Origin of the sequence: Cellulosimicrobium funkei (assembly GCF_900155925.1) — a bacterium.
GTDB lineage: Bacteria > Actinomycetota > Actinomycetes > Actinomycetales > Cellulomonadaceae > Cellulosimicrobium > Cellulosimicrobium funkei.
In genome coordinates, this window is sequence record NZ_FTMI01000005.1 from 186,955 (window position 1) to 207,403 (window position 20,449).

At 74.7% G+C, this 20,449-nt stretch carries 21 protein-coding genes; 12 read left to right on the forward strand and 9 right to left on the reverse strand.

Annotation, left to right across the window (positions count from 1 at the left end):
• Window positions 1-14 precede the first annotated feature (14 nt).
• The gene (locus BXA05_RS14050) at window positions 15-950 is read left to right on the forward strand and encodes an NADP-dependent oxidoreductase (RefSeq protein ID WP_076405593.1); all 936 of its coding nucleotides are present in this window, start codon (window positions 15-17) and stop codon (window positions 948-950) included.
• 80 nt (window positions 951-1,030) lie between these two features.
• Here the strand turns inward: BXA05_RS14050 and BXA05_RS14055 are convergent, their stop codons facing one another.
• On the reverse strand, window positions 1,031-1,423 hold the full coding sequence (locus BXA05_RS14055) for a cupin domain-containing protein (protein WP_034654712.1): 393 nt from the start codon (window positions 1,421-1,423) through the stop codon (window positions 1,031-1,033).
• Window positions 1,424-1,569: 146 nt separating this feature from the next.
• Between BXA05_RS14055 and BXA05_RS14060 the strand changes: the two genes are divergently transcribed.
• On the forward strand, window positions 1,570-2,748 hold the full coding sequence (locus BXA05_RS14060; protein ID WP_076405595.1) for an aminopeptidase P family protein: 1,179 nt from the start codon (window positions 1,570-1,572) through the stop codon (window positions 2,746-2,748).
• 43 nt (window positions 2,749-2,791) lie between these two features.
• Here BXA05_RS14060 and BXA05_RS14065 read toward each other — a convergent pair whose 3' ends face one another.
• Together BXA05_RS14065 and bioB are read right to left on the reverse strand one after the other, a co-directional pair.
• Window positions 2,792-4,204, reverse strand: a complete 1,413-nt coding sequence (locus BXA05_RS14065; RefSeq protein WP_076405597.1) for an MFS transporter — start codon at window positions 4,202-4,204, stop codon at window positions 2,792-2,794.
• Between the two features lie 27 nt (window positions 4,205-4,231).
• Window positions 4,232-5,305: a biotin synthase BioB gene (gene bioB, locus BXA05_RS14070; RefSeq protein ID WP_076405599.1), complete on the reverse strand. Its 1,074-nt coding sequence runs from the start codon at window positions 5,303-5,305 to the stop codon at window positions 4,232-4,234.
• A 218-nt stretch (window positions 5,306-5,523) separates the two neighbouring features.
• Here bioB and BXA05_RS14075 point away from each other — a divergent pair, with 218 nt between their 5' ends.
• From BXA05_RS14075 to mqo, 4 genes are all read left to right on the forward strand, one after another.
• Window positions 5,524-6,129 (forward strand): TetR/AcrR family transcriptional regulator, encoded by a 606-nt coding sequence (locus BXA05_RS14075; protein WP_076405601.1) that lies wholly within the window; start codon window positions 5,524-5,526, stop codon window positions 6,127-6,129.
• The gene (locus BXA05_RS14080) at window positions 6,126-6,800 is read left to right on the forward strand and encodes a pyridoxine/pyridoxamine 5'-phosphate oxidase (protein ID WP_061266770.1); all 675 of its coding nucleotides are present in this window, start codon (window positions 6,126-6,128) and stop codon (window positions 6,798-6,800) included. Before BXA05_RS14075 ends, BXA05_RS14080 begins: the two co-directional genes overlap by 4 nt.
• Window positions 6,791-7,723 (forward strand): maleylpyruvate isomerase family mycothiol-dependent enzyme, encoded by a 933-nt coding sequence (locus BXA05_RS14085; protein WP_076405603.1) that lies wholly within the window; start codon window positions 6,791-6,793, stop codon window positions 7,721-7,723. The genes BXA05_RS14080 and BXA05_RS14085 overlap by 10 nt, the downstream gene beginning before the upstream one ends.
• A 250-nt stretch (window positions 7,724-7,973) precedes the next feature.
• Complete coding sequence (mqo, locus tag BXA05_RS14090; RefSeq protein ID WP_061266772.1) at window positions 7,974-9,494, forward strand: malate dehydrogenase (quinone); 1,521 nt, start codon at window positions 7,974-7,976, stop codon at window positions 9,492-9,494.
• Between the two features lie 120 nt (window positions 9,495-9,614).
• On the opposite strand, the gene BXA05_RS14095 is transcribed toward mqo, so the two are convergent.
• The gene (locus tag BXA05_RS14095; RefSeq protein ID WP_076405605.1) at window positions 9,615-10,037 is read right to left on the reverse strand and encodes a hypothetical protein; all 423 of its coding nucleotides are present in this window, start codon (window positions 10,035-10,037) and stop codon (window positions 9,615-9,617) included.
• A gap of 90 nt (window positions 10,038-10,127) precedes the next feature.
• Here BXA05_RS14095 and BXA05_RS14100 point away from each other — a divergent pair, with 90 nt between their 5' ends.
• Both BXA05_RS14100 and BXA05_RS14105 read left to right on the forward strand, forming a co-directional pair.
• Entirely contained in the window at window positions 10,128-11,081 is a 954-nt protein-coding gene (locus BXA05_RS14100; protein ID WP_076405607.1) for a helix-turn-helix domain-containing protein, read from the forward strand.
• Window positions 11,082-11,234: 153 nt separating this feature from the next.
• Window positions 11,235-12,344 carry a fatty acid desaturase family protein gene (locus BXA05_RS14105; RefSeq protein WP_034651111.1) on the forward strand — a complete coding sequence of 370 codons (1,110 nt, stop codon included), beginning with the start codon at window positions 11,235-11,237 and terminating at the stop codon, window positions 12,342-12,344.
• A 69-nt stretch (window positions 12,345-12,413) separates the two neighbouring features.
• Here the strand turns inward: BXA05_RS14105 and BXA05_RS14110 are convergent, their stop codons facing one another.
• Window positions 12,414-13,241, reverse strand: a complete 828-nt coding sequence (locus tag BXA05_RS14110) for a siderophore-interacting protein (RefSeq protein WP_076405609.1) — start codon at window positions 13,239-13,241, stop codon at window positions 12,414-12,416.
• Window positions 13,242-13,412: 171 nt separating this feature from the next.
• Between BXA05_RS14110 and BXA05_RS14115 the strand changes: the two genes are divergently transcribed.
• Entirely contained in the window at window positions 13,413-13,631 is a 219-nt protein-coding gene (locus BXA05_RS14115; protein WP_061266776.1) for an SCO4848 family membrane protein, read from the forward strand.
• A gap of 56 nt (window positions 13,632-13,687) precedes the next feature.
• On the opposite strand, the gene BXA05_RS14120 is transcribed toward BXA05_RS14115, so the two are convergent.
• A complete protein-coding gene (locus BXA05_RS14120; protein ID WP_083711898.1) occupies window positions 13,688-14,920 on the reverse strand; it encodes an MFS transporter in 1,233 nt (410 codons plus the stop codon).
• A complete protein-coding gene (locus BXA05_RS14125; protein ID WP_083711899.1) occupies window positions 14,917-15,918 on the reverse strand; it encodes a LysR family transcriptional regulator in 1,002 nt (333 codons plus the stop codon). The genes BXA05_RS14120 and BXA05_RS14125 overlap by 4 nt, the downstream gene beginning before the upstream one ends.
• A 243-nt stretch (window positions 15,919-16,161) precedes the next feature.
• Between BXA05_RS14125 and BXA05_RS14130 the strand changes: the two genes are divergently transcribed.
• Together BXA05_RS14130 and BXA05_RS14135 are read left to right on the forward strand one after the other, a co-directional pair.
• A complete protein-coding gene (locus BXA05_RS14130; protein WP_076405611.1) occupies window positions 16,162-17,094 on the forward strand; it encodes an aldo/keto reductase in 933 nt (310 codons plus the stop codon).
• A 91-nt stretch (window positions 17,095-17,185) separates the two neighbouring features.
• The gene (locus BXA05_RS14135) at window positions 17,186-17,635 is read left to right on the forward strand and encodes a ScoMcrA-related endonuclease (RefSeq protein WP_034651120.1); all 450 of its coding nucleotides are present in this window, start codon (window positions 17,186-17,188) and stop codon (window positions 17,633-17,635) included.
• Between the two features lie 96 nt (window positions 17,636-17,731).
• On the opposite strand, the gene BXA05_RS14140 is transcribed toward BXA05_RS14135, so the two are convergent.
• Window positions 17,732-18,577: an aldo/keto reductase gene (locus tag BXA05_RS14140; RefSeq protein ID WP_076405613.1), complete on the reverse strand. Its 846-nt coding sequence runs from the start codon at window positions 18,575-18,577 to the stop codon at window positions 17,732-17,734.
• 171 nt (window positions 18,578-18,748) lie between these two features.
• Here BXA05_RS14140 and BXA05_RS14145 point away from each other — a divergent pair, with 171 nt between their 5' ends.
• On the forward strand, window positions 18,749-19,717 hold the full coding sequence (locus BXA05_RS14145) for an SH3 domain-containing protein (protein ID WP_076405615.1): 969 nt from the start codon (window positions 18,749-18,751) through the stop codon (window positions 19,715-19,717).
• A gap of 63 nt (window positions 19,718-19,780) precedes the next feature.
• Here the strand turns inward: BXA05_RS14145 and BXA05_RS14150 are convergent, their stop codons facing one another.
• Window positions 19,781-20,350, reverse strand: coding sequence for a dihydrofolate reductase family protein (locus BXA05_RS14150; protein WP_076405617.1), 570 nt, complete (start codon window positions 20,348-20,350; stop codon window positions 19,781-19,783).
• Window positions 20,351-20,449 lie beyond the last annotated feature (99 nt).

Genomic DNA, 20,449 nt, shown 5'->3' on the forward strand with positions numbered 1-20,449 from the left:
GGGTTGCCGCCCGTATGCGAGCCATCACCTACTCCCGCTACGGCGGCCCCGACGTCCTCGAGACGACCGACCTCCCGACCCCCAAGGTCGGCCCCGACTCCGTCCTCGTGCGCGTGCGCGCCGCGAGCGTGAACCCGGTGGACTGGAAGGTCCGCGAGGGGTACCTCGACCAGATCATGGATGTCGCGTTCCCTGTCGTCCCGGGCTGGGACGTCGCGGGCGTGGTCGAGCGCGTGGGCCTGGACACCCCCGAGCTCCAGGTCGGCGACGAGGTGTACGGGTACGTGCGCAAGGACGTCGTGGGCGGCGAGGTCTCGGGCGGCACGTTCGCCGAGCTCGTCGCGGCGCCCGTCCGGACGCTCGCGCGCAAGCCGGCGGCGTGGTCGTTCGAGGAGGCGGCGGCGGTGCCCCTCGCGGGGCTGACGGCGTACCAGACCATCCGACGCACCGGGCTCGCCGCGGGCCAGACTGTGCTCGTGCACGCCGCCGCCGGCGGCGTCGGGTCGTTCGCCGTCCAGATCGCGAAGGCGCTCGGGGCGCGCGTCCTCGGGACGGCGTCGGAGCGCAACCACGACTTCCTGCGCTCGCTCGGCGCGGAGCCGGTGACGTACGGCGACGGGCTCGCGGAGCGGGTCCGCGCGCTCGCGCCCGAGGGCGTGGACGTCGTCCTCGACTACGTGGGCGGCGACGCGCTCGACTCGGTCCCGCAGGTGCTGCGCGACGGCGGCACGGTCGCCTCGATCACGGACGCGCGGGCACGCGACGAGCTGGGCGGGCACTACGTGTGGGTGCGCCCTGACGCGGCCGACCTCGCCGAGCTCGCTCGGCTCGGCGACGAGGGCCTGCTGCGCCCGGAGGTCGCGGAGGTCTTCGACCTCGCCGACGCCGCCGACGCGCACCGCGCGAGCCAGTCCGGGCACGTGCGCGGCAAGGTCGTCGTGCGGGTCTGACCCTCCGAGACCGGCCCCGGCGGCGCCCGATCGACCCGCCGCGGGCCGGTCCGGCACGTCCGGGCCGGTCGGGCGGGCCGTCAGGCGGTGGGCGGTTCGCCCGGCAGCTCCCGCAGCGGCGACGTGAGGTCGCCGCCCGCGTCGCCCGTGTTGACCGTCCCCTGCCGCTCGACGAGCACCGCGGAGGTCTCGACGGCGGCACGCGGCCGGTGCTCGACGCCCCGCGGCACCACGAACAGGTCGTGCGGGCCCAGCACGACCGCGCGCTCGACGCCGCCGTCGCGCAGGTCGATCGTCAGCTCGCCGTCGAGCACGAGGAACAGCTCGTCGGTCTCGGGGTGCGTGTGCCAGACGAACTCGCCCAGCACCTTCACCACCTTGACGTCGGCGTCGTTGAGGCTCGCCACGCGGTGCGGCTGCCAGTGCCCGTCGAACGTGTCGAGGGCCGCGAGGAGGTTGCGCACGTCGGTCATGCGAGCAGCCTGCCACTCCCGGACCCGAGCCGGACCGCCCAACCCGCGACGACCGGGACGGACCCGGCCGCCCGAGCGGACCCGCGGAGGACCGACGTCGGGCCGCTCGGGTCGAGCTCGGCGTCGAGCGGTGCCACGCTGGGCTCATGTCCAGCACCGATGCCGCACGTCCGGGGGCCGCGTTCGGTCCCGAGGTCTACGCCGTGCGTCGCGAGCGCGCCGCCGCGCACGCGCGCGAGGCCGGTCTCACGGGGCTGCTCGTCTCGCCCGGCCCCGACCTCGCGTACTTCACCGGGTACGCGCCACCGGAGACGGAGCGGCTGACGCTGCTCACGATCCCCGCCGAGGGGACCGGGACGACCGGCGGCGCGTCCGTCGTCGTGCCGCTGCTGGAGCGGGGCGACCTGGCCTCCGCCCCCGGGGCGGACGGCCTGGACGTCGTGACGTGGCGCGACGGCGACGACGAGCACGACGCCGCGACGCGACTCCTCGCCGCGGACGGCACCTACGCCGTCTCGGACGCCACGTGGGCGCTGCACGTGCTCGGGCTCCAGCGCGCGCTTCCCGGCGTCCGCCTCACCGCGTTCTCCGACGCCGTCCCGACGCTGCGGGCCGTCAAGGACGCCGCGGAGGTGGAGCGCCTCGCCGCGGCGGGTGCGGCCGCCGACGCCGCGTTCGCGGACGTCCTGGGCGTCGCGTTCGCGGGCCGGCGCGAGCGGGACGTCGCGGCCGACCTCGACCGGTTCCTGCGCGAGCACGGGCACGAGCAGGTCGACTTCACGCTCGTGTGCTCCGGCCCGAACGGCGCCGACCCGCACCACGACGCGGGCGACCGCGTCATCGAGCCCGGCGACCTCGTCGTGCTCGACTTCGGCGGGCTGCGCGACGGGTACGGGTCGGACACCTCGCGGACGGTGCTCGTCGCGGGCGGAACGGACGACGCCCTCGCGGACCAGCAGCGCGAGGTCTACGACGTCGTCCGGCGCGCGCAGCAGGCCGGGGTCGACGCGGTGCGCCCGGGCGCGACGTGCCAGGACGTCGACCGCGCCGCGCGCGCCGTCATCGTCGACGCGGGCTACGGCGAGCAGTTCGTGCACCGCACCGGCCACGGCATCGGCACGACGACGCACGAGCCGCCGTACATGGTGGAGGGCGAGGACCGCCCGATCGAGGCCGGCATGTGCTTCTCCGTCGAGCCGGGCGTGTACCTGCCCGGCCGCTTCGGCGTCCGGATCGAGGACATCGTCGTCGCGTTCCCGCCGGACGTGCCCGACGGCGCACGCCGCCTCAACACCTCGACCCACGACCTGCAGACGGTGCGCTAGCCGTCGGCACGGCGGGCGCGGGACCTCGAGCCGGCGCTCCGCCTCAGCCGCTCTGGGCCCCTCCGGCGCCGGTGGCGCGCACACGGTCGTTGCGGATGCCGACCCAGCTGAGCACGCCGCCGAGGACGAGCAGGCCCGCCGTGACGAGGAGCGAGCGGTGGAAGCCGTCGAGGTCGAGCACGCCGCCGACGATCACCCCCGCGAACGCGATGACGACGAGCCCCGCGACGCGCGACACCGCGTTGTTCACCGCGGAGCCGATGCCGGCGTCGGCCGCCGGGATCGAGCCGAGGATCGCCGACGTCAGCGGCGCGACCGTCATCGCGAGGCCCAGGCCGAAGAGCACGAGGCCCGGCAGGACCTGGGTGACGTACACGGCGTCGTCGGTCGTCGTGAGCAGGAGCAGGTAGCCGGCCCCACCGACGATCGGGCCGAGCGTCATGAAAAGGCGCGGGCCGTAGCGGCCCGCGAGCGCCCCGAACCGCGTCGACAGGGCGAGGAGCACGAGCGTGACGGGGAGCTGGGCGAGCCCGGCGGCGGTCGCGCTGTACCCGCCGACCTGCTGGAGGAAGAGCGTGACGACGAACCCGCCGAAGTACAGCGCGCCGTAGATCGCCGCGGTCGCGAGGTTGCCCCACGCGAAGTTGCGCACCCGGAACAGGCGCGGCGGCAGCATCGGGTCCGGGGCGCGGCGCTCCCACCCCACGAACGCGGCGAGGCACACGACCCCCACGGCGAACGGTCCCCACACCACGGGGCTCGCCCACCCGAAGCGGCCCTGCTCGATGAGCGCGAACACCGTCCCCGCGAGCCCGACGGCGGCGAGCGTCGCCCCGAGCGTGTCGATGCGCCGTCGTCCGCCCGGGCCCGCCGCGGCGTCCGGCTCCTCCGCCGCGGACCGGGGGACGCCGCGCAGCAGCCACAGCGTGACGGCGACGGGGAGCACGTTGATCCAGAAGACCCAGCGCCACGAGATCGCGTCGATGAGGACGCCGCCGAGCAGCGGCCCGACGAGCGACGCGGTGCTGGTCCACGCGGTCCAGGAGCCGATCGCGCGGGCCTGCCGCTCGCCGTCGAACGTGGAGATGATCATGGCGAGCGAGCTGGGCACGAGCAGGGCGCCCGCGACGCCCTGGAGGCCGCGCGCGACGACGAGGACGAGGCCGTCGGGCGCGAGCGCGCACGCGACCGACGTCACGGCGAACCCGACGAGCCCGATCGCCATGATGCGGCGGCGCCCGTGGACGTCCGACAGCGACCCCGCCAGGAGGATGAGCGCGCCGAGCGTGATCATGTAGGCGTCGACGACCCACTGCTGCAGCGCGAGACCCGTGACGGGCCCGGTGGTGAGCTCGGCGGAGATCGCGGGCAGCGCGACGTTGACCACCGAGCCGTCCAGGAACGACACGAACGACGCGAGGACCGCGACCACCAGCACCCGCTGCTGCACCCTCACGCCCTCACGCTACGACGGTCGCGGCGATCAGGCGTTGGGAGCGACGTCCGTCCCCGCCCCGCGGCGGCGCGGAACGACGCGCGACGACGCCGTCCGCCCGGCGGGTCCGGGCACCTCCTCGACCTCGAGGCCGGCATCGGCGATCATCGCGAGGTCCGCGGCGGCGTCCTGCCCCTCCGCCGTGAGGTAGTCGCCGAGGAAGAGCGAGCTGGCCACGTGCAGGGCGAGCGGCTGGAGTGCTCGCAGATGGAGCTCCCGCCCGGCGCCCAGGCGCAGCTCGGCCCGGGGCAGCGCGAACCGCGCGGCGGCGAGGATCCGCAGGCACCGTTGCGGCGTGAGCTCGTGCCGGCCCGCGAGCGGGGTCCCCTCGAAGGGCACGAGGAAGTTGACCGGGACGGAGTCCGGTTCGAGCGCCCGCAGCTCCAGGAGCACGTCGACGAGCTGCTCGGGGGTCTCCCCCGCCCCCGCGATGAGCCCCGAGCAGGCCGACAGCCCGGCGCCCTGGACGCGCTGGACGGTCGCGACGCGGTCCGTGTGGCCGTGGGTCGTGCAGATCTCGGGGTAGGCGTCCTCCGACGCGTTGAGGTTGTGGTTGTAGGCGTAGGCACCTGCGTCGCGCAGGCGCTCGGCCTGGCCGTCGGACAGCAGCCCGAGGCACGCGCAGACCTCGACGCCGGGGTGCTCCTCGACGATCCGGGCCACGACCCCGCAGACGCGGGTCACGTCGCGCTCCGTGGGGCCGCGCCCGCTCGCCACGAGGCACACGCGCGACGCCCCGGCGTCGATCCCCGCGCGCGCCGCTCCGAGCGCCTCGGGCGCACGGAGCCACGTGTACCGCAGGATCTCCGCCGCGGACCCGAGGCGCTGGGAGCAGTAGGTGCAGTCCTCGGGGCACAGCCCGGACGTGAGGTTGACGAGGTAGGCGAGCTTCACGCGCCGGCCGAACCACCGGCGTCGGACCCGGGCCGCCGCGGCGACGACGTCCAGAAGGTCGTCGTCGTCGGTCGCGAGGACGGCGAGGAGGCTGTCCGCGGAGGGCGCCTCCTCGCGCGTCGTGGCGGAGACGAGGTCGTCGAGCAGCGCGGCGAGGTCGTGGTCCATGGGTCGATCGTGGCGACGCGCGCCGCGCGCGCCCGTGCACGGTCTCTCCAGCGTCGCGTTCCGCCGACCGGGGAGCCCGACGACGCGTTGGTGACGGTCCACAAGACCGGTGGGGCGAGACCGTCGCTCTCCCCCAGGCGCAGGTCGCACCCCGTCGGTCCCGAGACTCGTCCGCGACATACCTAGCGGTAGGTATGGTCGCCCGTTAGGCTCGGACCATGCCGTCCGACACGCGACCCGAGCCACGCGCGGAGGCGCCCGGCTCGAACCGGGACCGCCTCGTCGCCGCCGCGCAGGAGCTGTTCTGGGCGCAGGGCGTCGGCGCGACGAGCCCGCGCCAGGTCCTCGCCGCGAGCGGCGTCGGGCAGGGCAGCCTCTACCACCACTTCCCCACGAAGCACGACCTCGCCGCCGCGGCCGTGCACGCCACGACGACCGCGGGCCTCGACGCCGCGCGCCGCGACCTGGGCGCGCAGGGCTCCGCCGTCGAGCGCCTCGTCCGCTATCTCGAACGCCCGCGGCCCGCGCTGGCCGGCTGCAAGGTCGGGCGCCTCGTGAGCGACCAGGCCGTCATGGACGACGCCGCGCTCGCCGCTGAGGTGCGCGCCTACTTCCGCGGGCTCGTCGACCTGGCCGCCGCCGTCCTCGTCGAGGGCGGGCTGCCCGACGACGCGGCGCGCGACCGCGCGCACGCCGCCGTCGCCGTCGTGCAGGGCGGGTACGTCCTCGCGCGCGCCCTCGACGACCCGGACGCGATGTCCGCCGCCGCGCGGGGCTTCGTCGCCCTGCTCGACCCGCTCCCGACCACCTCGGAGGACGCATGACCGACGCCGACCGCCCGACCCTGCGCGAGCGCCTGCGCGCCCTGCCCGTCTTCGGCCCCGACCTCCCCGGTCTCGACGTCGACGCCGCACCCGACGACCCGGGCACGCTCTTCGTCCGCTGGCTCGACGACGCGATCGACGCCGGGCTGCCCGCACCGCACGCCGCCACCCTCTCGACCGCCGACGCCAGCGGCCGCGTGGACGCCCGGACCCTCATCCTCAAGGACGTCGACGGCGACGGGTGGGTCTTCGCGACACGCGCCGACTCCCCCAAGGGCGTCGCGCTCGCGCAGAACCCGAACGCCGCCCTGACGTTCTTCTGGCGCGAGCACGGTCGGCAAGTCCGCGTGCGCGGGCCCGTCGTGCCGCTGGACGCCGAGACGTCCGCCGCCGACTTCCTGGACCGGTCCGACTTCTCCCGCGCGACCGCCCTCGCCGGGTCGCAGAGCGCCCCGCTCGCGTCCCGCGCCGCCTACCGCGAGGCATGGGACGCCGCCCTCGACCGCGTGCGGGCGGAGCCCGGGCTCGTCCTCGACGCCTGGACCGCGTACGCGCTCGAGCCGACGAGCGTGGAGTTCTGGGCGTCGTCGGGCGCGGGCCAGACCCGCCTGCGGTACACCGCGGCGTCCGGCGCGCCGACCACCTGGACGAAGGAGCTGCTGTGGCCCTGACCGACGCCCCCGCCCTCACCCCGCCCGACGTCGAGGAGGTCCGGCGCGACGCGCGCGCCGCCCTCGACGCGGTGACCGACGCGGCGCGCGGGCTCGACGCCGCCGGGCTCGACGCGCCGTCGGCCCTGCCCGGGTGGTCGCGCAGCCACGTGCTCGCGCACGTCACCGCCATCGGCGAGGCCATGGCACGGCAGGCCGAGCGCGCCGCGCGCGGCGAGCTCGTCGAGGTGTACGACGGCGGCGCGGCCGGGCGCGAGGACGGCATCCGGACGGGCGCGCTGCGCTCCGTCGCGCAGCACGTCGCGGCACTCGATGCGCTGGCCGACCGCCTCGACGCCGCGTGGCCCGCCGCCGGGTCCCCCGGGTGGTCCGCGCCGGTGACGTACCGCGACGGCACGGTTGCGGACGCGCTCGTGGCCTGGTGGCGCGAGGTGCGGATCCACGCGGTCGACCTCGACGCGGGCGTCGGTCTCGACTCCTGGCCTCCCGCGCTCGGGCTGCACCTCCTCGACTTCCTCGGGGTCCGGCTCGCGGACGACGTCGTGGTCGCGCTCGACGGGGAACCCGGAGACCTCGTCGTGGGCGCCGGCGGCTTCCACGTCGGACCGGGCGCTCTCCGCATCGGACCGGGCGCCCTTCGCGTCGGACCGGGCGGCCTCCGCGTGGATGCCGGACCTGAGCCCGCGTCCGAAGCCGAGCCCACCTCCGGGGCCGCGGCCTCGCCTGCGCCCGCGTCCGCGCCCGGCCGGGGCGCCGTCGTCGTCCACGGCCGCCTCACCGACGTCGCCGCCTGGCTCGCGGGCCGCACCCCCGGCGCCGAGCCCACCGCCCGCCTCGCGGGCGAGCCCGTGAGCCTCCCCGAGATCGGCCCCTGGCCGTCCCCGTACTCCCCGCCGCAGGAGAACCCCACCCCCGCGAGGTAGAGCCCCGGTCGGCCGAGGTAGAGCCCTGGTCCGCCAGGTAGAGGCGTGGTCGGCTGGCGCACGCGGACCACGGCTCTACCTCGCGAGACCACGGCTCTACCTCGCGGGAAGACGGCTCGGACCCGGCCGGATCGCGCGGTACGCGACGTCCGACCTGCCCGGCTCGGGACCGAGGTCCCGCGAAAGTGTGACGCACGCCCGTGACGCACCGCACAGTTAGTGCACTCTTTCACAAGCGTAGGATCGACATGTGTCGAGTCGAGCGAGCAACCCCGCAAGCAGCGCAGACCAGATCGACGTAGCCCTCATCGGCGGTGGCATCATGAGCGCCACGCTCGGGGCACTCCTGAAGGTCTTGGAGCCCACCTGGAAGGTGCGCATCTACGAGCGCCTGGACGCCGTGGCGCAGGAGTCGTCGAACCCGTGGAACAACGCCGGGACGGGTCACGCCGCCCTGTGCGAGCTGAACTACACGCCGGAGAAGCCGGACGGCTCGATCGACATCACCAAGGCGGTGAAGATCAACGAGCAGTTCGAGGTGTCGCGCGAGTTCTGGCACCACCTGCTCACGACGGGCGCGCTGCCGCAGCCCGCGAGCTTCATCTCCCGCACCCCCCACATGACCTTCGTGCGCGGCGCGGAGAACGTCGACTACCTGCGTCGCCGCTTCGAGACGCTGCGCCGCCACCCGCTGTTCAGCGAGCTCGAGTTCACGGACGACCCGGCGGTCATCGCCGAATGGGCCCCGCTCCTGGTCGCCGAGCGCGACGGCGACGAGCCGGTCGCGGCGACGCGCGCGACGAGCGGGACGGACGTCGACTTCGGCGCCCTCACCGAGCAGCTCGTCGACTACCTCGTCTCGGAGGGCACGCAGCTCTACCTCGAGCACGAGGTGAAGAACCTCAGGAAGACGAAGGACGGCCGCTGGCGCCTGACGGTCAAGGACCGCTCGTGGAACGCCCCGAAGCGCCGCTCGACCGTCGAGGCCCGGTTCGTGTTCGTCGGCGCCGGCGGCGGCGCGCTGCCGCTGCTGCAGGCGGCCGGCATCCCCGAGGCGAAGGGCTACGGCGGCTTCCCGATCAGCGGCGAGTTCCTCCGCACGGACGACCCGGAGCTCGTCGCCCAGCACCAGGCGAAGGTCTACGGCAAGGCCGACGTCGGCTCGCCGCCCATGTCGGTCCCGCACCTGGACACGCGCGTCGTCGACGGCAAGACGTACCTGATGTTCGGCCCCTACGCCGGGTTCAGCCCCAAGTACCTCAAGAAGGGCAAGTACCTCGGGCTGTTCACGTCGCTGCGCCTGCACAACCTCGGCTCGATGGTCGGCGCGGGCCTGAAGAACCTCGACCTCACCCAGTACCTGGTGGGCCAGCTCCTCGCGAGCCCGGAGACCAAGTTCACCGCGCTCCAGGGCTTCATGCCCACCGCGCACCCCAAGCACTGGGAGACCATCACCGCGGGCCAGCGCGTCCAGGTGATCAAGAAGGACAAGGACGGCAAGGGCGTCCTCGAGTTCGGCACCGAGGTCATCGCGGCGTCCGACGGCTCGATCGCCGGCCTGCTCGGCGCCTCGCCGGGTGCCTCGACGGCCGTCCCCGCGATGATCGACCTGCTCGAGCGCTGCTTCCCCGCCCGCTTCACCAAGTGGCGCCCGGAGCTCGCGACGATGATCCCGAGCCTCGGCCACGCCCCGTGGGAGGCGCACGAGCTCGAGGGCCTCGACCAGCTCACGGGCGACGCGGACGTCGACGCGGTCGGCTCGCGCGCCTGACCCGAGCGACACCGCTCCCCCGCGAACGGCCCGGACCTCCACGAGGTCCGGGCCGTTCGTGCGTCCGGAGACGCCGCACGCGGTCGAGCGGCGCGGCCGGGCGGCTCCGCACGCGAGGGCTCAGCGCGCGAGCGGCGTGCCCCGGGTCCCCGGCCGCCGCGGCGCGGCGGGCGCGTTCGCCCCGGGGCGCCCGCCCGGCACGGCAGGAGCGGCGCGCGCGCCGTCGCGCACGGCCGGGTTCGGCACGACGCGCCGCAGCACGAGCTCGGCCGCGACCTCGTGCGGGTCGACGACGGCGGCCGGCTCAGCCGGTCGCGACGCCGCGGCGCGCAGGTCGGCGTCCAGCCGCTGCGCGTCGCGGTCCCAGCGCTCGCCGTGCACCGACCGGTCCCCGCGCGCGTCCCACGCGGCGCCGTCGGGCCACGCGCCGTCGGACCCGGCGGGGAACCACGGACGGGCCGGGTCCTCGCGGCGGACCGCGAGGGCCGCGACCGTCGGGCCGACGACGAGGAGAAGAGCCACCACACCCCAGAAGATGTCCATGGCTCCACCCTCGCGGCGCACGACCCGCGCCACGAGTGGCAGCACTGACACCTCTCGACAAGATCCTGCCAGCGGCGTAGCGTGCCGAGCATGGTGCGATCCGTCGCGGCCGTCGTGTGCGACGGCCTGGCCCCGTTCGAGTTCGGCGTCGTGTGCGAGGTCTTCGGCCTCGACCGCAGCGACGACGGCGTCCCGTCGTTCGACTTCCGCGTGTGCGGCCCGGTCGCGGGCCGTGCCGTCCGCACGTCGGTGGGCGCGCACGTCGTGCCCGACCACGACCTCTCCGCGACGGACGACGCGGACCTGGTCGTCGTGCCGGCGATCCGCATCGGGACCGACTACCCGCCCGCGGTGCTCGACGCCGTCCGCCGCGCGTCCGACCGCGGCGCCCTGCTGCTCAGCGTGTGCTCGGGCGTGTTCGTGCTCGCGGCCGCGGGCGTCATCGAGGGACGGCGGGTGACGACGCACTGGATGCACGCCGACGAGCTGCGCCGTCGTTACCCGAGCCTCGACATCGACCCCGACGTGCTCTTCGTCGACGACGGCAACCTCATCACGAGCGCCGGAACGGCGGCGGGCATCGACGCGTGCCTGCACCTCGTGCGCCGCGAGCTCGGGGCCCGGGTGGCGAACACCATCGCCCGGCGCATGGTCGTGCCGCCCCAGCGCGACGGCGGGCAGCGCCAGTTCATCGAGCGCCCGGTGCCCGAGTGCGAGGAGGACTCGTTCGGGGAGCTGCTGGAGTGGATGACCGACCACCTCGACGAGCCGCTCACCGTGCGCGACCTCGCCCGCCGGGCCCACACCTCCGAGCGCACCTTCGCGCGCGCGTTCGTCGCGCAGACCGGCACGACCCCGCTCGCGTGGCTGACGTCGCAACGCGTCGCGCACGCGCAGTCGTTGCTCGAGGAGTCCTCGCTGGACCTGGAGGAGGTCGCGCGCCGCAGCGGTTTCGGGTCGGCCGCGCTCCTGCGCCACCACTTCCGGCGGGCGGTCGGGATCACGCCGACGGAGTACCGCCAGACCTTCCGGTTCGCCGCCTGACCCCTCCGGAGGAGGTGTCGCTCCTTCGCGACTCCTTCACCCGGCCCCCTCGCGCGCGCAACCTACGGTCCCGTAGGGTGGGGTCATCTGCACGACGAGCACCTGCTCACCTCCGCGGCTGGGAAGTCGACACCGACACCCCTGCGAGGACACATGACCTCTGCCGCAGTGCGCCCGGGCTTCCGGGCCACCCGCCCTCGGACCGACGAGCCCGGTGCCGTCACCAGCACCTACAGCGCACTGTCGCGCACGGTGCGCGACGCGGGCCTGCTCCACCGCACGCACGCCTACTACCTGTGGACCCTCGGGGTTCTCACGCTCGCGCTCGGCGGCGCTGTCGCCGGGTTCGTCCTCCTGGGCGACTCGTGGTTCCAGCTCCTCGTCGCCGGGGCGCTCGGCCTGATCCTCACCCAGTTCGCGTTCGTCGCGCACGAGGCGTCGCACCGCCAGGTCTTCGCGTCCGGCCCGGCGAACGACCGCCTCGGGAAGGTGCTGGCCAACGGCGTCGTCGGCATCAGCCACTCGTGGTGGATGAACAAGCACACGCGCCACCACGCGAACCCGAACCGCCGCGGCAAGGACCCGGACATCGCGCCCGACGTCGTCGTGTTCCTCGAGGAGGACGCGGAGGTCGCGAAGGGCTTCCGGGCGGTCATCAACCGCTACCAGGGCTGGCTGTTCTTCCCGCTCCTCACGCTCGAGGGCGTGAACCTGCACGTGCAGGCGTTCCGCTCGCTCCTCGCCGGCGGCCGCGCGCGCGGCGACGTCCGCACGCGCGTCATCGAGATCGTCACCATCACGCTGCGCCTGTCGCTCTACGTCGGGGCGGTCGTCTGGTTCCTGCCGCTCGGCCTCGCAGCCGCCTTCCTGGGCGTCCAGCTCGCCGTCTTCGGCGTCTACATGGGGGCGTCGTTCGCCCCCAACCACAAGGGCATGGCGATCATCCCCGCCGACAGCAAGATCGACTTCCTGTCCAAGCAGGTCCTCACCTCGCGGAACATCCGCGGCGGGTGGTGGATGAACATCCTCATGGGCGGGCTCAACTTCCAGATCGAGCACCACCTGTTCCCGAGCATGCCGCGCCCGCACCTCGCGCGGGCCCGCGAGATCGTGCGCGAGCACTGCGCGCACCTCGGCCTGCCGTACACGGAGACGAGCCTCGTGCAGTCCTACGCGATCGTCGTCCGGTACCTCAACCGCGTGGGGCTCTCGGCGCGCGACCCGTTCGACTGCCCGATGTTCCGCCAGCTCCGCCGGGTCTGACCGACCCTCCCCTGCTGCACGACGACCCGCTGCACGACGCCCCGCGCCCGACGACGCGCGCGGGGCGCGTCAGGCGGACGCCGCGTGCCCGTGGCGCCAGTACCCGACGAAGTCGACGTGCGCCTTCGGCATGCCCCGGTCGTTGACCAGGTGGCGGCGCACGCCCGTGGCGAGCGCCGACTCCCCGACCGCGTACGCGTAGCCGGGACCGGCGGGCAGGTCGGCCGACCGTACGGCGTCGAGCGCGAGACGACCCGGCAGCAGGTCGTGGTCGCCGCCGCCCGCGGGCCGTGCGCCGTCGCGCGCCAGCCAGCGCAGCTCGACGCCCGCGGGCACGCGGAACTCCTGGGCGTCCGCCGCCTCGGGGACCTCGACCACCGCGAGGCCGCGCGCGTCGTCGGGCAGGGACTCGCAGATCCCCGCGACCGCGGGCAGCCCGGTCTCGTCGGCGACGAGGAGCGTCCAGTCGTGCGGGACGCGCGGGTGGTAGCCGATCCCCTGGTCGAGCAGGCCCACGCGGTCCCCCGGCTCGGCGGACAGCGCGAACGAGGACGCGGGCCCCGCGTCGCCGTGCACGACGAAGTCCACGTCCAGCTCGCGCAGGCCCGGGCGCACGGCGCGCACGGTGTAGTTCCGCACCCACGGGCGGCGCGCCTTCGGCGTGGCGAGGTACTGGACGTACCAGAGGCCCGACGCGCGGGTCGGCAGCCGCAGCGCGTCCTGGTCCTCGCGCGGGAGGAAGAGCCGGAACCACTGGTCGAACCCCAGCGGGGTGAAGAGGTCCAGCTCGTCTCCCCCGAGCGTGACCCGCACGACGTTCGGACTGACCCGCTCGCGCCCGACGACGCTCAGCGTGACGACGTGCGCGTCCTGGGGCTTGACGGTCTTGACGGACACCGGCGGCTCCTCTGCGGCGCCCGGCTCCCCGGGCGGAACGGCGGCCCCGCGAGCGCGTCGACCACGAGAGAGGTTAGCCTCACCTCACGCCTGCGTCGATGTGCTGGATCCCACACGCTGCCCGCGGCCGCCCCGGCCGAGGCACCCGACGCCTCCTGGCATGCTCGGGACGTGGAGATCCCCGTCGTCTGGTCCGTGGTCCTGCTCGTCACGGCCGCCTGGAACCTGCTCATCTGGCCGCGCTTCCTCCAGCGCATCGCCAAGGACCCCCGCTCGCGCGACGCCGACGGCCGCGCGACGCGCTTCCTCACCGTGCACGTCGTGCTCATCGCCGTCTCGCTCGCGCTCGCCCTCGCCGTCGGGGTGCTGGGCGTCCTCACGCTCGTCTGAGCCGGGCCGTCGCGCGGCCCGGCCCGGGGCCCCACCGCGCCCGAGGGCGGCCCGGACTAGCGACGTCGGACGAGGTTCGCGAGCGGCGAGTGGCGCGGTACCCACCGTGCGAGCGCGGCCGCGGAGCCGGCGCCGAGCGCCGCCGTCGCCCAGACGCCCGCGGCGAGCGACCCCAGCGCCGCACCGGCCGACAGCACGAGCGGGCCGAGGGCGTCACCGGTGTCCTGGAACAGGCGCCACACGCTGAGGAAGGTCGGGCGCACGTCCGCGGGCGCGACGTCGGCGCCGAGCGTCATGACGATGCCCGAGCCCATGCCGTTCCCGACCCCGAGCACGGCCGCGACGACCGCGAGCGCGGGGGCGGTGTGCGCGAGCGGCAGCACCGCGAGACCGACGGCCATCGTGAGCATGGACGGCACGGCGACCCACAGGCGCCCGAACCGGTCCATGACCTTGCCCGCCGGGTAGAAGAGCAGCATGTCGAGCGCACCGGAGACGCCGAAGATCAGCGACGTCACCTCGGCGTCGAGCCCCAGGTGCTCGCCCCACAGGGGGATGACGGTCTGCCGGGCCCCACGGACCGCGCTGACCAGGAGGATCGCCACGCCGAGCGTCGCGAACAGGTGGCGGTGGTCGCGCGCCACGCGGGCGATGCCGACCCGCGGCACGGCCCGCGCGCCGCGCAGTCGAGCACGCCCGGCCTCCGCGGGGTCCGGCCGCACGACGGCGAGCACCACCACCGCGGTGAGGGCGGCGCCCGTCCCGAGCCAGTAGGCGCCGCGCACGTCCGTCGCGGCGATGACCGCCGCGCCCGCGAACGGGCCGAGGAACAGCCCGATCCGGTGCACGCCCGCGAGCGTCGACAGGACGCGGGCCCGGCGCAGCGGGGGCGTGATCTCGGTGAGGTACGCCTGGCGGGCGAGGTTGAAGACGGCGGTCGACGCACCGAGCGCGAGGACCCCCGCCGCGAGGCCCCACAGACTGGGGGTGAGCGCGATCGTCGCGAAGGCGACCGCCGCGACGCCCCCGGCGAGCAGCATGGCCGCACGGTCGCCGAGGCGCTGGGCGAGCGCCCCGGCGGGCAGGTCGAAGAGGATCTTGCCGATCGGCACGAGCGCGGCCACGAGCCCCGCGACCGTGAGGCTCGCGCCCCGGCCCGTGGCCGTGACGGCGACGACCGGCAGCATGGCCCCCACGCCGATCTCGAGGACGAGCGTGGGCAGGAACGCGCCGAGGACGACGCTGCGCAGCGGGAAGAGCGGTGCGTCGGTGCCCGCGCGGGCGGTCACCGGGCCTCCGCCACGGCCTCGACGGCAGGGCTCGGCACCTCGACGGCAGGGCTCGGCGCTTCGACGCCCGCGCGCAGCGCAGCCGCGTCGGGCCGGGAGACGTCGACGCCGCGGCACGCGGGGGCGTCCGCGAGGAGCTCCAGGAGCTGCGGCGCGGCCGAGGCGCCGCGGTCCCAGCGCCCCGTGACGACGGAGACGACCCAGCTCGGCGCACCGCCCTCCGGCAGCGCGAGCGTGACGAGGCGCTCGGCCTCCGGCTTGCCCGCGACGTGGCGCGGCACGAGCGCGATGCCGAGCCCCCGGTCGACGAGCTCGAGGAGCGTGTGCACGTCGTTGACCGAGCACCGCACGCGCCGGTGGACGCCGTGCGCGGCGCACGTCGCGTCGTTGACCGGCCGCGCGCCCCACGAGGGGTCGAAGTCGACGAACTCCTGGCCCGAGAGGTCGGACCACTCGACCCGGCCCCTCCCGGCGAGCGGGTGCTCGGGCGCGCACACGAGCACGAGCGGCTCGCTGCCCAGGACCGTCTGGGACAGCGGCCCCAGGTGCTCGGTGGTCGCGACGAACGCGACGTCGAGGTCGCCCTCGCGGACGCGCGCGAGGAGGTCGTGCGAGCCCGCCTGCGCGAAGTGGATCTCCACCTGCGGGTAGCGGCGGTGGAAGCGCTCGAGCAGGGCGGTCACGTCGAGGACGCCGAGGCACTGCTCCGAGCCGACGCGCAGCGAGCCGGACAGCGCGCGCGTGGCCCGGACGACCGCGTCGCGGGCGGCGGCAGCCTGCGCGAGCATGGAGCGTGCGTACGGGAGCAGCGCGAGACCGGCTTCGGTGGGCTCGACGCGCCGCGTCGTGCGCGTGAACAGGCTCGCGCCGAGCTCCTCCTCCAGGCTGCGGACCGCGGCGGAGAGCCCCGACTGCGAGACTCCGACGAGCTGGGCGGCGCGGGTGAACTGGCGTTCGTCCGCGAGCGCGACGAGGTACTCCATCTGACGAAGATCCATTGACCACTCACAGTTCTCTATTTGACAAACACTAGTTGTTGGACTTCTAGGTTATCGCTTCCTAGGCTCGAGCCGTCGCGGCCGACCGGCCTCGCTCGGGTCGTCCGGCACCCCGCCCGCGGGCGGACGACGCCCTTCCTACCCCCGACCCGTGGGAACGACCCCTCTGCAGCGGCGCACTCTCGGATCCCGGACACCGAGGTCGTGCACCCGACCCGCCCATCCCACGAAGGAGCTCCACCGATGAAGACCTTCACCCTGACCGGCACCGACATCGTCGTCCCGAACGTCGTGCTCGGCCTCATGCGCATCCAGGACAAGACCGACGACGAGGTCCGCACCCTCGTGCGCACCGCACGGGACGCCGGCATCACGTTCCTCGACCACGCCGACGTGTACGGCTCCGAGCTCCACGGCTGCGAGCGTCGCTTCGCCGAGGCGCTCGACCTCTCCCCCGCCGAGCGTGCGGAGTGGGTCATCCAGTCCAAGGCCGGCATCGTGCCCGAGGGCCCGTACTTCGACTTCTCGTACGAGCACCTCGTCGCGTCCGTCGAGGGCTCGCTCGAGGCCCTGCGCACCGACTACCTCGACATCCTGCTGCTGCACCGCCCCGACGCCCTCGTCGAGCCCGAGGAGGTCGCGCGCGCGTTCTCCGACCTGCACGCCGCGGGCAAGGTGCGGGCGTTCGGGGTCTCGAACCACACACCGGGCCAGATCGAGCTGCTGCGCCGTTACGTCGAGCAGCCGATCGTCGCGAACCAGCTCCAGCTCTCCGTCACGCACGCCCCGCTCGTCGCGCAGGGCGTCGCGGCGAACATGCAGGCCCTCGACCAGTCCGTCAGCCGTGACAGCGGGACCCTCGACTACTGCCGCCTGCACGACATCGCCGTCCAGGCGTGGTCCCCGTTCCAGGCGGGGTTCTTCACGGGCGTGTTCCTGGGATCCGAGAAGTACCCCGAGCTCAACGCCGTGATCGACCGCCTCGCCGCCCGGTACGACGTGCCGCCCATCGCGATCGCGACCGCGTGGATCACGCGCCACCCGGCGCGGATGCAGGTCGTGCTCGGCACGACGAGCCCCGACCGGGTCGCCGGCGCCGCGCTCGGTTCGGAGGTCCCGCTCACGCGCGCCGAGTGGTACGAGATGTTCCGCGCCGCGGGGTACACCGTGCCCTGATCCCCGGGTGCCGAGGGCCCGGCGCGAGCGCGTGCGGAAGGTCACGCGCTCGTCGTCCGAGGGGTCCCGCGGGGCGGTCTAGGCTCGTGCCGTGGCAACCTTCTCGGCAGTGACCCGGCAGCACATCCTCCAGGCCCTCGCGGACTGGGACGACCGGGGCCGGGACGCGTTCCTCGGGGTCTACGGGTTCACCGCGTCCCCCGGCACCCCGCTCGTCCACGAAGACCGCGTCTACGACGCGCAGGCGATCCTCGGCGTCGCGCACCGGTACGCGACCGGCCGCGTCGCGACGGCCGAGGAGTTCCGCAGCAGCCCCGTCGGCGTCGCGGACCTGCTGCGCAAGCGCGGTTTCGACGTGCCCGGTGCCGCCCCCGCGGCGGCCCCCGCACCCGCGCGTCGGGCCACGGCGAAGGCCGCGCCCGCGACACGCACGCCGCGCCGCACGACAGCCCGCTCCGCGGAGCCCGAGAAGCCGCCGGCCGTGTGCCCCACGTGCTTCACGGTCCTGCCCGCGACGGGCATCTGTGACGAGTGCGGCTGACCCGCTTCTCCACCAGCGCACGACGAGGGGCGCCGTCCGGTCGGACGGCGCCCCTCGTCGTGCGTGCTGCCTCGCGCGAGGCCGCGGGCGACCGGGTCAGTTGACCTCGGACGGGTGGGCGCTCACGCGGCCCGAGCCGTCACCCGTGTCGAGGGCGTCGATCGCGGCGACCTCGTCGGCGGTGAGCTCGAACCCGAAGAGGTCGAAGTTCTCCACCATGCGCTCCTTGCGCGACGACTTCGGGAAGACGATGAAGCCGCGCTGCAGGTGCCAGCGCAGCACCGCCTGGGCGGGCGTCACGCCGTGGGCGGCCGCGGCGTCGACGACGGCCTGCTTCTCGAAGAGCGGGTACTTGCCCTGGCCGAGCGGACCCCAGGCCTCGATCTTCGTGCCGTTCGCGTCGGCCCAGGCGAGCACGTCGCGCTGCTGGTAGGCCGGGTGCAGCTCGATCTGGTCGACGGCGGGCACGACGCCCGTGGCGGCGACGATCCGGTCGAGGTGCTCGGGCAGGTGGTTGGAGACGCCGATCGAGCGCGCGAGGCCCGCGTCGCGGATCTCGACGAGCTTCGCCCACGCGTTCGTGTACTGGTCCTGCTCGGGCGCGGGCCAGTGCGTGAGGTACAGGTCGACGTGGTCGAGGCCGAGCTTGTCGAGGCTCTCGCGGATCGCGTCGTGCGGCTGCTCGCCCGACTGGCGGTCGTTCCAGAGCTTCGTGGTGACGAAGAGCTCGTCGCGGGGGATGCCGCTCTTCGCGATGGCGGCGCCGACGCCCTCCTCGTTGCGATAGATCGCCGCGGTGTCGATGTGGCGGTAGCCGACCTCGAGGGCCTCGCTCACGGCCTTCTCGGCCTCGTCCGGCGGCACGAGGAAGACGCCGAAGCCGAGCTGCGGGATGGTGTGACCGGAGTTGAGCGTCACGGTCGGTACAGAGGGAACGGTCATGCTTCCAGCGTAGGAACCCGCCTTCCACCCGTCCAACGACTGCGGCGCATACGACTCAGCGCTGCCGCTCATGAGTCGAACGGGAGCGCTGCGCGGAATGTCCGACTGGACTTCTCAGATCACGGTTTGGTTACATTGGCGCGTCCTACCCACGAAGAACCGGAGCGCACCATGTCCCGAGGCCGCCACAGCGCAGCCCCCGCCACCGCGCGCTCCTTCCGGCTCCCGGCCCTGCCGACGCTGCCGGTCCGGTCGCTCAAGCTCCCCGCGCTGGCGCTCGTCACGCTGCTCGGCGCGGGTGCCGTGGGCGCGGGCCCCCAGCCTGCGGAGGGCAACCCCGACCTCGCTCCGCTGAGCGTCGAGCCCACCGCCGGCGCGAGCGTGGAGCGCGGCACGGGAGCCGCCAGCCGCTCGTCCGAGCGCGTCGCGCCGCCCACGGCGCCGCAGGAGCCCCCGGTCGTCGAGACCGCGGCGGAGATCGCCGTCGTGCCGGCCGCCCAGGCCGCCCCGACGCCCCCGCCCCTGCCGCCCGTCACCGGCCAGCTCTGGACCACCGAGGCCGTCAACGTGCGCTCCGCGCCGTCTCCGGACGCCGAGCGCGTCGCGACCACCGAGTTCGGCGCCGCCGTCGACGTCACGGGCGTCACCGAGGGCGACTGGAGCCAGATCGTCTGGGACGGCGCGGCCGCGTGGATCAAGTCGAGCTTCCTCGCGCAGTCGCAGCCCGAGGCGCCCCAGGTCGCCGCCGCCGCGGCCGGGGGGTCGAGCGTCGGCGGCGTCTCGGACGCCGCGTGCTCGGTCAGCACCGGGATCGAGTCGTCGCTGCGCGCCAACGCGCGCGCCGTCTACCGCTCCGTGTGCGCGAACTTCCCCCAGGTCACCACGTTCGGCGGCATCCGCCCCGGCGACGACGGCGACCACGGCACGGGCCGCGCCGTCGACATCATGATCAGCGGCGAGACCGGCTGGGACATCGCGCGCTACCTGCAGGCCAACGCGGGCTCGCTCGGCATCACGTACCTCATCTACCAGCAGAAGATCTGGATGGCCGGCGACCCGGCGAGCGCGTGGTCCGGCATGGAGGACCGCGGCGGCGCGACCGCGAACCACTACGACCACGTGCACGTCAGCACGTCGTAGTCCCGCTCCCCCTCGCACGCACGCCCGGCCGGCACCTGCCGCGCCGGGCGTCGTCGTCCCGGCTCACGGCACGGCCGTCACGGGCCGGTACCGAACCGCGACGGCGCCCGAGCGCAGCTCCTGCCGGTCCACCAGCTTGAGCGTGATGCGCTCGCGCAACCCCGACAGCAGCGTCGGCCCGTGCCCCGCCAGGACCGGCTGCACGAGGAACGCGTACTCGTCGATCAGCCCGAGGTCCGCGAGCGCGAGCGGCAGCGTCACGCCGCCGACGAACAGCGGCCCGCCCGGCTGCTCCTTGAGCCGCCGCACCGCGTCCCCCAGGTCGCCCTCGACGAGCTCGGCGTTCCAGTCGACCTCGCGCAGCGTGCTCGACACCACGTGCTTCCTCGCCCCGTCGATCGCCTCGGCGAACGGGACGTCGCGCTCCCCCATCCAGTCCGGCCACGCGCCCGACGCCGGACGGCGCCACGCCGCCTCCATCATCTGGTAGGTGACCCGCCCGAACAGCAGCGCGTCCGCGCGCTCCGTCTCCTCGGTCCAGAACCGCATCGACTCCTCGTCGGGCGGCAGGCCCGCCTCGTGGTGGCAGCAGCCGTCGAGCGTGACGTTGATCGCGTAGCGCAGTGGCCTCATCGCGTGCCCTCCCCCGGGTACCCGCGCGACGGGCGGAGCGCCGTCGCACCGCACCAGCGTGGCAGGCGCGGGAGGCCGCGCCAAGACCCGCGCCCCGGC

Bases quoted from the DNA above. Each gene is read 5' to 3' on its own strand.
- BXA05_RS14050 (WP_076405593.1), top strand. From the start codon at position 15: ATGCGAGCCATCACCTACTCCCGCTACGGCGGCCCCGACGTCCTCGAG.
- BXA05_RS14055 (WP_034654712.1), bottom strand. From the start codon at position 1,423: ATGACCGACGTGCGCAACCTCCTCGCGGCCCTCGACACGTTCGACGGG.
- BXA05_RS14060 (WP_076405595.1), top strand. From the start codon at position 1,570: ATGTCCAGCACCGATGCCGCACGTCCGGGGGCCGCGTTCGGTCCCGAG.
- bioB (WP_076405599.1), bottom strand. From the start codon at position 5,305: ATGGACCACGACCTCGCCGCGCTGCTCGACGACCTCGTCTCCGCCACG.
- BXA05_RS14075 (WP_076405601.1), top strand. From the start codon at position 5,524: ATGCCGTCCGACACGCGACCCGAGCCACGCGCGGAGGCGCCCGGCTCG.
- BXA05_RS14080 (WP_061266770.1), top strand. From the start codon at position 6,126: ATGACCGACGCCGACCGCCCGACCCTGCGCGAGCGCCTGCGCGCCCTG.
- BXA05_RS14095 (WP_076405605.1), bottom strand. From the start codon at position 10,037: ATGGACATCTTCTGGGGTGTGGTGGCTCTTCTCCTCGTCGTCGGCCCG.
- BXA05_RS14100 (WP_076405607.1), top strand. From the start codon at position 10,128: ATGGTGCGATCCGTCGCGGCCGTCGTGTGCGACGGCCTGGCCCCGTTC.
- BXA05_RS14105 (WP_034651111.1), top strand. From the start codon at position 11,235: ATGACCTCTGCCGCAGTGCGCCCGGGCTTCCGGGCCACCCGCCCTCGG.
- BXA05_RS14125 (WP_083711899.1), bottom strand. From the start codon at position 15,918: ATGGATCTTCGTCAGATGGAGTACCTCGTCGCGCTCGCGGACGAACGC.
- BXA05_RS14130 (WP_076405611.1), top strand. From the start codon at position 16,162: ATGAAGACCTTCACCCTGACCGGCACCGACATCGTCGTCCCGAACGTC.
- BXA05_RS14140 (WP_076405613.1), bottom strand. From the start codon at position 18,577: ATGACCGTTCCCTCTGTACCGACCGTGACGCTCAACTCCGGTCACACC.
- BXA05_RS14145 (WP_076405615.1), top strand. From the start codon at position 18,749: ATGTCCCGAGGCCGCCACAGCGCAGCCCCCGCCACCGCGCGCTCCTTC.
- BXA05_RS14150 (WP_076405617.1), bottom strand. From the start codon at position 20,350: ATGAGGCCACTGCGCTACGCGATCAACGTCACGCTCGACGGCTGCTGC.